Here is a 10363-nt window from a genome sequence, read left to right on the forward strand (position 1 = left end):
TGAAGACTGGAGCTCGAGATGATGAAACTGACCCGATTGGCGCCCCTGGCGCTCAGTGGCGTCCTTCTGGCCGGCGGCCTCGCCGGCGCCAGCCAGGCGCAGCAACCGCCCGCGCCAAGCGGCCAGCCCGCAGGCCCGCGCGAGGGCCGGCGCATGGACCCCGCGGCCATGGCCGCCAAGCACACTGAGCGCCTGCGCGCCGTGCTGCAACTGCGTCCCGATCAGGAACCGGCCCTCAAGGCGTTTCTCGAATCCCGCAAGCCGCCCGCCGGCATGGGCGAACGTGGGCGCGGCGGACACGAGCAGTACGCCGCCATGACCACGCCCCAGCGCCTGGACGCCCAGCGCGCCCGGATGACCGAACGGATGGCGCGCTTCGACCAGCGCCTGGCGGCGACCAAGAAATTCTACGCCCAGCTGTCGCCGACCCAGCAGAAGGCCTTCGACGCCCTGCAACCGCGCGGCGGCATGAAGGGCGGCCATCGCGGCGGCATGGGCGGTCATGGCCCCGGCCCGATGGGCGGTCGCGGCGAGTAGTCGCCGATCGTGATAGGGACGGACGATGCTGTTCAAGGCGCCCGTCCTGACGGCCATCGCGGAGGGTCAGGTCACCCTGGCCTTCCGCAGATGGCGCAAGCCCACCGTCCGCACAGGCGGAACCCTGACCACACCCGTCGGCGTGCTGGCCATCGAGGCCGTGGACATCGTCACCCCGGACTCCATCGATGAGGCGCAGGCCCGCGCCGCCGGATACGCCTCGCGCGCGGCGTTGCTGGCGGACCTGACGGGCGAGCCGCCCCTCTACCGGATCGCGTTCCGCCGAGCGGCCGACGATCCGCGCAAGGCCCTGCGTCTCGACACCTCGGACACCCGCCTGGAAGCCGTGGAGATGCGGCTCGCCAGGCTGGACGCCAAGGCGCCGTGGACCGCCAAGGTGCTGGATCTGATCGCCGAAAATCCTGGCCTCCGCGCCCCCGATCTGGCCGCCCGGCTCGGGCGCGAAACCCTTCCGTTCAAGGCCGATGTCCGCAAGTTGAAGGCGCTGGGCCTCACCGAAAGCCTGGAGGTCGGCTACCGCCTCTCGCCGCACGGGCAGGCCTTGCTTGCGCGCCGCTTGCAGCCGCGCTCTGCGAAGGCTAATGCGCAAGGATGATCCCGGCGCCGGCCTTCCTGTCGAATCCTGAACGGTTCATGGCCTTTTCGCGTTGGGCCGCGCCGCTGTTCGGCGTCCTCGCGCTCGCCCTGGCCCTCGCCGGCCTCTGGCTCGGCTTCACCGCCCCCGAAGACTACCAGCAGGGCGACACCGTGCGGATCATGTTCATCCACGTGCCCGCCGCCTGGATGAGCATGTTCGTCTATGTCTGCCTGGCCGGCGCCAGCTTCCTGTCCCTGGTCTTCCGCCACGCCCTGGCCGATGCGGCGGCCAAGGCCTGCGCCCCGCTGGGCGCGGCCTTCACCTTCCTGGCCCTGGTCACCGGCTCGCTCTGGGGCCGACCGATGTGGGGCGCCTGGTGGGTCTGGGACGCGCGCATGACCTCGGTGCTGGTGCTGTTCCTGTTCTACCTCGCCTACATGGCGCTGCGGGCCTCGCTCGACGACGAGCTGAAGGCCGCGCGCGCCGGCGCGATCCTGGCCCTGGTAGGCGCGGTGAACCTGCCGGTCGTGAAGTTCTCGGTCGACTGGTGGAACACCCTGCATCAGGGCGCCTCGGTGTTCCGCAAGGACGGGCCGGCCATGACCTCCGACTTCCTCTGGCCGCTGCTGCTGATGGGCCTGGCCTACACCGCCGCCTTCGGATCGCTGTGGCTGGTAGGCATCCGCGCCCAGGTCTGGCGCCGCCGCGCTGAAGCCGCCGCCCTGCGCGCGGCGAAGGGTTAGACGCAATGCTCGATCTCGACGCCGGCGCCTATGCGGCCTTCGTCTGGCCCGCCTATGGGATCACCGCCCTGGTCTTCGTCGGCATGATCTGGCTGTCCCTGGCCCAGGCGCGCCGCTGGCGTCGCCGGGCGGAGAAAGACGACAAGTGAACCGCTGGCTCGCCGTCCTGCCGCTGGTCGCGCTGCTGGCGCTGGGTCTGCTGTTTGGGCTGTTCGCCCTGAAGCGCGATCCGCAGGTGAAGCCCGACGCCCTGGTCGGCAAGCAACTTCCCGACCTCGTCCTGCCGACGCTCGACACCGGCCGCCCGGTGCGCCTGCACGAGGCCGCCGCGCCGGCTCCGGTGCTGGTGAACATCTTCGCCTCCTGGTGCGCCCCTTGCGAGATCGAGCACCCGGTGCTGGTCGACCTGAAGAAACAGGGCGTGCGGATCGTCGGCGTCGCCTACAAGGACGCCCCCGAAAACACCAAGGCCTTCATCGGCCGCCTGGGCGATCCCTATGCGGAACGCCTTGTCGACCGCGACGGCCGGGGCGGGATCGAGCTGGGGGTCACCGGCGTGCCCGAAACCTACCTGGTCGGCGCCGACGGCAAGATCCTGGCCAAGCACACCGGCCCGCTGAGCGCCCAATCCGCCAAGGATTTGCTGGCCAAGGCCCCGCGTTAACCACGCCGAAATTAACCAAACCGCCGTTAACCAAGCGCCCGGAGCCCCGGGAAGGTTTTGTTAACCATGTGTTTGTTAACCATAGGCTCGTTAACCATAAAGCGCGCCCGTGAGCACGATCCGTCCGCCGATCTTCCCGACGAACCAGCCGGCCACGCCAGCGCAGACCCCCGCGCGGAGCGCTGCGCAGCGCGCCTTCTTCGAAGCCGCCATGGGTCGGCCGGCCGCCGCGGCCCAGCCGAGACCTCAGATCCAGCCGCAAGCCGCCGCGCCAGCGCCGGTTCAGCGCATGCCCGCGTCCCTGCCCGCTGATCCGCCGGAGCGGATTTTGCGGCCAGGTTCGATCCTGGATATCCGGGTCTAGGGTTCCAATCCCGCCTGCATGATCGTCATGGCCGGCCGCTTGAGCCGGCCATCCATAGACTTCAGCGATGGGGGTCCATCGGGCCGGCCGGCGCTATGGATCCCCGGGACAAGCCCGGGGGATGACGAACCCGAAGGGGAACGCGACAGCCGCTATGCGGCCTTCTTCAGCTTCTTCTTTTTCGGCTTCTCAGCCTTGTCGGCCTTGAGCGCCTTCTTCGGCTTCTCGGCCTTGATCTTCTTCTCGAGCTTTTCGGGCGCGGGGGCGCCCACGTCCTCGCCGGCGCGGATCAGGTCGCGCAGGCCGCTCACCAGGCTTTCGCGCTTGGTCGTCGAGATCAGGCGCAACAGCCGGGCGTCGGCCGCCAGCATCTTCGGCCGCGCCCCGTCCAGCGCCGCGCGTCCGGCGTCGGTCAGGCTGACGGCGTTCGCGCGGGCGTCGGCGGTCGAGCGGTGGCGCTCCAGCAGACCCTTGACGATCATCCGGGCGGCCATGTCGGCCAGGGTGGACCGGTCGATGCCGGTGATCTTCACCAGGTCGGTCTGGGTCAGACCCTCATGGGCCTCGACCGCCGCCAACACCGCGAACTGACGTTGGGTGATCGCCCCGACCCCCAGTTCGTCGGCATAGATATCGAGGGCGAGTTGAAGCGCCCGATGCAGCAAATGACTGGGTGACTTGTCGAGGGCCGGCAAGCCCTTGCGCGACTTGTCATGCGACTTGGTCTTGGCCATCGGCTGAACCCCCGCCTGTCGACTTGGCCGGAACCTACCGGGCCATGGTGTCGATTTCACGACAGATGGTCAGTGGGCGGCGCAAACGCTAGGGGGGGCGGAGCAGACTACTCGACGTGCGGCGGCGGCGGCTCGTCGGTCTTGGCGTATTTCATCATCAGCGGCACCTGGGCGAACGAGAACACCACCGACAGGATCAGCAGGCCCGGGAAGCGGAACAGCACCCAGATGTCGTCGGGCTGGGTGCGCCAGACCGCCTCGTTCAGCGCCGCCAGCGCCAGGAAGAACAGGCCGTAGTTCAAGGTCAGCTTGCGCCAGCCCTCGTCCGGCATCTGCATCGTCTCGCCCAGCAGCAGCTTCAGCGGGTTCTTGCGCATGGCCAGCCCGCCCAGCAGGATCACCCCGAAGGCCGTGTTCATGACGGTCGGCTTGATCTTCAGCAGGCGCGGATCGTGGAAGAACAGAGTCAGACCGCCGAAGAACAGCGCCGCGACGCCGCCGATCAGCGGAAACGGCGCGATCCGGCGCTCGACGATGAACCCGATCGCCAGGCCGACGGCGGAGCCCGCCACCAGCGCCCAGGTCGCCTGGACCAGGGCCTGCTGCTGGGGCATGCCGGTCGACTTCAGATAGAAGAAGGCGACGAGAAAGGCCGCGAGGCCGCCAAAATCGACGACCGAGCGCACCCATTTCCGTGCGGTGGGAGAAAGGCTCATGAATCTTCCAGGCCGACGAGGGAACGGGCGAAGGCGCGCGCCTTGAAGGGTTGAAGGTCCTCGATCCCCTCACCCACGCCGATCAGTTTGATGGGGCTGTCGGACGCCTGGGCCACCGGCACCAGCACGCCGCCCCGGGCGGTGCCGTCCAGCTTGGTCATGACGATGCCGGTCACGCCGATCTGGTTGCCGAAGATGTTCTCTTGGTTCAGCGCATTGCGGCCCACCGTGGCGTCCAGCACCAGCAGGGTCTCATGCGGGGCGTCGGCGTCGATCTTCTTGACCACCCGGATCACCTTCAGGAGCTCGTCCATCAGGCCCTGCTTGTTCTGCAGTCGGCCGGCGGTGTCGATCAGCACCACGTCATAGTTCTCAAGCTTGGCCCGCTCGATGGCGTCGAAGGCCAGGCCCGCGGCGTCCGACCCGGTCGGGCGCGACATGAAGTCGGCGCGGGCGCGCTCGGCCCAGACCTTCAGCTGCTCGACGGCGGCGGCGCGGAAGGTGTCGCCGGCCACGATCAGCACCTTGGCCCCGCGCCCGGTGAGGTCGGCGGCGATCTTGCCGAGCGTCGTGGTCTTGCCCGAGCCGTTCACGCCGATGAACAGCACCACATAGGGCTTGGGCCCCGACAGCGGATCGAAGTCGCCTTCGCGGCTTTCCAGCTCCGCGCCGATGGCCTCGGCCAGGGCTTCCTTGATCTCGTTCTCGTCGACGCTCTTGCCGAACTTCTCGTCGGAAAAGCGCTGGGTGATGCGCGCAGCCGAGTGCGGGCCGAGATCGGCCTCGATCAGCATCTCTTCCAGCTCGTCGAGCTTGGCCTGGTCCAGCGGTTGCTTGGTGAAGGTGGAGACCACCTGTTCCGTCATCTGCTTCGACGAGCGCGAAAGGCCGTCGGTCAGGCGCTGGAACCAGCCCTTTTTTGGTTCGGTCATGGGGCGCTTCTAGCCGGTCAATCGGTTGCGCGATAGAGGATCGAAGCATGGACACGCTCGCCGCCGCCTTCACCTGGCTGGACTACGCCGCCGTCGCGGTCTTCGGCGCGACCGGCGCCATGGCCGCCGCCCAACGCAAACACGACATGGTCACCTTCGCCTTCTTCGCCGCGGTGACCGGGGTCGGCGGCGGCACCATGCGCGACCTGCTGATCGGCGCGCCGGTGTTCTGGGTCGGGCGGCCCGACTATCTGATCGCCTGCATGCTGGCGGCCCTGGCGGTCTGGACCTTCGGGACCGGCCAGGCGCGGCTGAAGATCCTGCTCTGGCTCGACGCCCTAGGCATGGCGGCCTACAGCGTGGTGGGCGCGGCCAAGGCCATCTCGCTGGGCGCGCCGCCGATCTCGGCGGTCATCATGGGCGTGCTGACCGCCTGTTTCGGCGGGATCGTCCGCGACGTCCTGGCCCATGAACCCTCGGTGCTGCTGCGGCGGGAGCTCTATGTCAGCTGCGCCCTGGTCGGAGCGGGGATCTATGTGATCCTGCACACCTTCGGCATGCAGGACCTCTGGACCGGCGTGGTCGGGTTCGCGGCCGCCTTCCTGGTCCGCGCCGCCGCCATCGTCTGGGGCTGGACGCTGCCGGGCTTCCCCGGACGCGGCAAGCAACGGACCTAGGCCCCTACTCGGCGGCCTCCAGCACGGCGACTTCCGCCAGCGCCTTGCCGCCGTCATGGCTGGTGATCCGCAGGGGAACGATGGAGCCCACCGCCGCCTCGCCGGTGAAGGCGATCTCGGTGAAGTCCTCGGCCCGCGCCGCGCCGGAACGCTCGACCAGGCCGGTGATGGTGCGGCCGACCTGACGCTCCAGATGGCGGACCAGGGCCGCGTCGCCGGCGGCGCGCAGGCGCGCGGCGCGCTCCTTGATCACCGGGCGCTGCAGTTGCGGCATCCGCGCAGCCGGCGTGCCCGGACGCGGGCTGAACGGGAAGACGTGCAGGAACGAGAGCTGCGCCTCCTCGACCAGCCGCAGAGTGTTCTCGAACATCTCCTCGGTCTCGGTCGGGAAACCGGCGATCAGGTCGGCGCCGAAGGCGGTGTCGGGGCGCACGGCGCGGACGTCGGCGATCAGCTTCAGCGCGTCGGCGCGCAGGTGACGGCGCTTCATCCGCTTGAGGATCATGTCGTCGCCGGCCTGCAGCGACAGGTGCAGATAGGGCATCAGCCGAGGGTCCTCGGCCAGGCAGCGCATCAGGTCCGGATCAATCTCGGCGGCGTCGATCGACGACAGCCGCAGGCGCGGCAGGCCCGGGACCAGCTTCAGGATGCGGGCGACCAGTTGGCCCAGGGTCGGCTGGCCCGGCAGGTCCGAGCCCCAGCTGGTGATGTCGACGCCGGTCAGCACCACCTCCAGATAGCCCTGGGCGGCCAGCTTGCGGACCTGCTCCACCACCTCGCCGGCGGCGGCCGAGCGCGAGTTACCCCGGCCATAGGGGATGATGCAGAAGGTGCAGCGGTGGTCGCAGCCGTTCTGAACCTCGACATAGGCCCGGGCGCGATCCTTCAGACCGTCGATCAGGTGGCCGGCGGTCTCCCGCACGCTCATGATGTCGTTGACGCGCACCCGGCCTTCGGGGGCGGTGTCGGCATAGGCGCCGGCCTGCGACTTCTCGGCGTTGCCCAGCACCAGGTCGACTTCCACCATGGCGGCGAAGGCGGCCGGGTCGATCTGGGCGGCGCAGCCGGTGACGATCAGCTTGGCGTCCGGGTTTTCCCGTCGCGCCTTGCGGATCGCCTGACGCGCCTGGCGCACGGCCTCGTTGGTCACCGCGCAGGTGTTGAAGACGATGGCGTTGGAGAGCCCGTCCTCGGCCGCCCGCGCACGGATGACCTCGCTCTCATAGGCGTTGAGGCGGCAGCCGAAGGTGACGATGTCGACGCCGCCGGGCTGGGCCACGGGCGGAACGATGGTGAAGCCGCCTTCGCCCGCGTCGCCCGCGGGCATGTCGTGTTCGGCGCTCATGGCAGCACGCCGGTGAAATCGACCTGGGCCGGGCCGGTCATGATCACGTGGCCGTCGGCCTCGCGCCACTCGATCACCAATTCGCCGCCATCGAGCTCCAAGGTCGCCTTGCGATCGACCAGGCCGCGCCGATAGGCCGCCACCAGGGCCGCGCAGGCGCCGGTGCCGCAGGCCTTGGTGAGGCCCGCGCCGCGCTCCCAGACCTTTAGCCGAATGTGGTCGCGGGCCACGATCTGGGCGAAGCCGACATTGACGCCCTCGGGGAACAGCCGGTGATGTTCGATCATCGGACCAACCTCGCGCACCGGCGCGGTCTCGACGTCGGGCACGAAGAACACCACGTGCGGATTGCCCATCGAGACACAGCCCGGCGTGTGCAGAATGGGATTGTCGATGGGACCGACCTGCAGCTCGACGCCGCGGGTGTCCATCTCTTCCTCCAGCGGGATCTGGGTCCAGTCGAGACCCGGCTCGCCCATGTCGACGCTGACGATCTTGTCGCCGGCGCGGCTGGCGGTCAGCAGGCCGCCCTGCGTCTCCATCACCGCCTGGTCGGCGCCGGACGCCTCCATCAGCAGCCAGCCGACGCAGCGAGAGGCGTTGCCGCAGGCCCCGACCTCGTCGCCGTCGGCGTTCCAGAACCGCACCTTAGCGTCGGCCGCCTGCGAAGGCTCGATCGAGACCAGCTGGTCACAGCCGATCCCGCCCTCGCGGTTGGCGATGGCGCGCACCTCTTCAGGCGTCGGCGCGAAGGGCGCGGATCGGGCCTCGACCACGACGAAGTCGTTGCCGAGCCCGTTCATCTTCAGAAACGGACGGCTCATGTGGGGCGCTATATAGGCGAGAATTGACGCACGATCACCTTTGACGAGACAGATCCGTCCCCGGCGCTCTATCCAGAGCCCATGAAACTCGTCTCCGCGGCGCTGGTTGGCGCCCTTCTCACCGCCTGCGCCGCCCATGCGCAGGCCCCGGCGGAGCCCTCCGCCGATCCCTTCGTCTGGCTGGAAGACATCGATTCCCCGCGCGCCATGGCCTGGGTCGAGGCGCAGAACGCCAAGACCGCCCAGCGCCTGGAAGGCGACGCCCGCTATGGCCAGTTCCTGGGGGAGGGCCGGGCGATCTTCACCGCCGTGGACCGGATTCCGCAGCCGAGCTTCCGCGCCGGCGGCGTCGACAACTTCTGGCAGGACGCCGCCCACACCCACGGCGTCTGGCGCCATACGTCGCAGGCCTCCTACCGCACCGCTTCGCCCAACTGGGAGCTGGTGCTCGATCTCGACCAACTGGCCGCCGACGAAAAGCGCAACTGGTTCTGGAAGGGCGCGACCTGCCTGAAGCCGGCGCAGACCATCTGCCTGGTCCAGCTGTCCAACGGCGGCGGCGACGCCGTCGAACTGCGCGAGTTCGACACCGTGGCCAAGCGGTTCGTCGAGGGCGGCTTCCGCTCGCCCGAGGGCAAGCAGGGCGCCGACTGGATCGATAAAGACAGCCTAGTCGCCTGGCGCGAATGGACGCCCGGCGAGGTGACGGACTCCGGCTACGCCTATGTCGTCAAGATCGTGCGCCGCACGGGCCAGCCGCAGGAGATCTTCCGCGGCCAGAAGTCCGACGTCTGGGCCAACGCCCAGGTGCTGCGCGGCGAAGGCGGCAAGGCCGACGGGATCGTCGTCCAGCGCGGCCTGAGCTTCTTCGAGTTCGATTACAGCCTCTATGCGGGCGGCAAGCTGACCCGGATCGAACTGCCGAAGAAGGCGCAGTACCAGGCCTATGTCGACGGCCGCATGATCTTCACCCTGCAGGAGGCTTGGAACAGTTTCAGCTCCGGGGCCCTGATCGCCTACGATCCCAAGGCGCTGAGCGACAAGCCGGTCCTGGTGTTCCAGCCTGGCCCGCGCCAGGCGATCCAGAGCGTCCACGACACCAAGGGCCAGCTGGCCGTCGAACTGCTGGAGGACGTGAAGGGCGCGGTCGACGTCTACGATTTCGTGGGCGGCAAGTGGACGGCGCGGCGCCTGGCCCTGCCCAAGGACGCGACCCTCACCATCGGCTCGACCTCTGGAGACGACGACAAACTGTTCGTCGCCGCCCAGAGCTTCCTGACGCCGAGCAGCCTGTGGCTGGCCGACGGCGCCACCGGCAAGGCCGAGCAGGTCAAGGCCCTGCCCGCCCGCTTCGACGCCTCGAAGGACCGGGTCGACCAGTACTGGGCGACGTCCTCGGACGGGACGAAGATCCCCTATTTCGTGGTCCGGCCGAAGGCCGCGAAGCTGGACGGTTCCACCCCGACCATCATGTACGGCTATGGCGGGTTCGAGGTCGCCAAGCCGCCGATCTACATTCCCGAGATGGGCAAGATGTGGCTGGAGCGCGGCGGCGCCTATGTCATCGCCAATATCCGCGGCGGCGGCGAATTCGGCCCCGCCTGGCACCAGGCGGTGTTGCGCGAAAAACGCCAGCTGGCCTTCGACGATTTCGCCGCCGTGGCCCGCGACCTCGACGCCCGCAAGATCACCTCGCCGCGCCGGCTGGGCATCTATGGCCGCTCGAACGGCGGGGTGCTGACCACCGTCTCGATGACCCAGCACCCGGAGCTCTGGAACGCCGTGGTGGTCGAGAGCCCACTGGTCGACATGCTGCGCTATCACAAGCTCTCGGCCGGAGCCTCGTGGGTCGGCGAATACGGGAACCCGGACGTTGCGGAAGACCACGCCTTCATCGCCAAATACGACGGCTACCTGAACCTGAAGCGCGGCCAGAAATATCCCGAGCCCTACGTCACCACCAACACCCGCGACGACCGGGTCCATCCCGGTCACGCGCGTAAGTTCGCAGCCAAGCTGGAGGCGCTCGGCTACCCCTACCTCTATTTCGAGAACACCTTCGGCGGCCACGCCAACGACGCCGACCCCGAGCTCAACGCCAAGCGCTGGGCCAGGCACTACGTCTATCTGAGCCAGAAGCTGTTCGACTGACCGCCAGATCCTCCCCCGCTGGGGGAGGTGGCGCACGAAGTGCGACGGAGGGGGCTGCTGACGGGGTCGTAGTCCCCC

The 10363-nt window shown here is 68.8% G+C and carries 13 protein-coding genes; 8 read left to right on the plus strand and 5 right to left on the minus strand.

Going from position 1 to position 10363, the window contains the following annotated elements:
* Nucleotides 1–18 precede the first annotated feature (18 nt).
* From ASE02_RS19605 to ASE02_RS22515, 6 genes are all read left to right on the plus strand, one after another.
* On the plus strand, nucleotides 19–537 hold the full coding sequence (locus ASE02_RS19605) for a Spy/CpxP family protein refolding chaperone (protein ID WP_056736539.1): 519 nt from the start codon (nucleotides 19–21) through the stop codon (nucleotides 535–537).
* Nucleotides 538–562: 25 nt separating this feature from the next.
* On the plus strand, nucleotides 563–1153 hold the full coding sequence (locus ASE02_RS19610; RefSeq protein ID WP_056736541.1) for a hypothetical protein: 591 nt from the start codon (nucleotides 563–565) through the stop codon (nucleotides 1151–1153).
* A complete protein-coding gene (locus ASE02_RS19615; protein ID WP_056736543.1) occupies nucleotides 1150–1878 on the plus strand; it encodes a heme ABC transporter permease in 729 nt (242 codons plus the stop codon). The genes ASE02_RS19610 and ASE02_RS19615 overlap by 4 nt, the downstream gene beginning before the upstream one ends.
* 5 nt (nucleotides 1879–1883) lie before the next feature.
* A complete protein-coding gene (gene ccmD / locus ASE02_RS22145) occupies nucleotides 1884–2027 on the plus strand; it encodes a heme exporter protein CcmD (RefSeq protein WP_082602214.1) in 144 nt (47 codons plus the stop codon).
* Nucleotides 2024–2542 carry a DsbE family thiol:disulfide interchange protein gene (locus tag ASE02_RS19620; protein WP_056736545.1) on the plus strand — a complete coding sequence of 173 codons (519 nt, stop codon included), beginning with the start codon at nucleotides 2024–2026 and terminating at the stop codon, nucleotides 2540–2542. The genes ccmD and ASE02_RS19620 overlap by 4 nt, the downstream gene beginning before the upstream one ends.
* Before the next feature lie 109 nt (nucleotides 2543–2651).
* Nucleotides 2652–2906, plus strand: a complete 255-nt coding sequence (locus ASE02_RS22515; RefSeq protein ID WP_156406134.1) for a hypothetical protein — start codon at nucleotides 2652–2654, stop codon at nucleotides 2904–2906.
* 152 nt (nucleotides 2907–3058) lie between these two features.
* Here the strand turns inward: ASE02_RS22515 and ASE02_RS19625 are convergent, their stop codons facing one another.
* The 3 genes from ASE02_RS19625 to ftsY form a co-directional block, all read right to left on the minus strand.
* Nucleotides 3059–3640, minus strand: a complete 582-nt coding sequence (locus tag ASE02_RS19625) for a MarR family winged helix-turn-helix transcriptional regulator (RefSeq protein ID WP_056736547.1) — start codon at nucleotides 3638–3640, stop codon at nucleotides 3059–3061.
* 107 nt (nucleotides 3641–3747) lie between these two features.
* Nucleotides 3748–4356: an inner membrane-spanning protein YciB gene (locus ASE02_RS19630; RefSeq protein WP_056736549.1), complete on the minus strand. Its 609-nt coding sequence runs from the start codon at nucleotides 4354–4356 to the stop codon at nucleotides 3748–3750.
* The gene (gene ftsY / locus ASE02_RS19635) at nucleotides 4353–5288 is read right to left on the minus strand and encodes a signal recognition particle-docking protein FtsY (RefSeq protein ID WP_056736550.1); all 936 of its coding nucleotides are present in this window, start codon (nucleotides 5286–5288) and stop codon (nucleotides 4353–4355) included. The genes ASE02_RS19630 and ftsY overlap by 4 nt, the downstream gene beginning before the upstream one ends.
* Nucleotides 5289–5335: 47 nt before the next feature.
* Between ftsY and ASE02_RS19640 the strand changes: the two genes are divergently transcribed.
* A complete protein-coding gene (locus tag ASE02_RS19640; RefSeq protein ID WP_056736552.1) occupies nucleotides 5336–5965 on the plus strand; it encodes a trimeric intracellular cation channel family protein in 630 nt (209 codons plus the stop codon).
* Between the two features lie 4 nt (nucleotides 5966–5969).
* On the opposite strand, the gene mtaB is transcribed toward ASE02_RS19640, so the two are convergent.
* Nucleotides 5970–7310 (minus strand): tRNA (N(6)-L-threonylcarbamoyladenosine(37)-C(2))-methylthiotransferase MtaB, encoded by a 1341-nt coding sequence (mtaB, locus tag ASE02_RS19645; protein WP_082602215.1) that lies wholly within the window; start codon nucleotides 7308–7310, stop codon nucleotides 5970–5972.
* Nucleotides 7307–8134, minus strand: coding sequence for a diaminopimelate epimerase (gene dapF / locus ASE02_RS19650; protein ID WP_056736554.1), 828 nt, complete (start codon nucleotides 8132–8134; stop codon nucleotides 7307–7309). The genes mtaB and dapF overlap by 4 nt, the downstream gene beginning before the upstream one ends.
* Nucleotides 8135–8215: 81 nt before the next feature.
* Between dapF and ASE02_RS19655 the strand changes: the two genes are divergently transcribed.
* A complete protein-coding gene (locus ASE02_RS19655; protein WP_056736556.1) occupies nucleotides 8216–10285 on the plus strand; it encodes a prolyl oligopeptidase family protein in 2070 nt (689 codons plus the stop codon).
* The last annotated feature ends 78 nt before the right edge of the window (nucleotides 10286–10363 follow it).

This window comes from Phenylobacterium sp. Root700, from assembly GCF_001429025.1.
GTDB lineage: Bacteria > Pseudomonadota > Alphaproteobacteria > Caulobacterales > Caulobacteraceae > Phenylobacterium.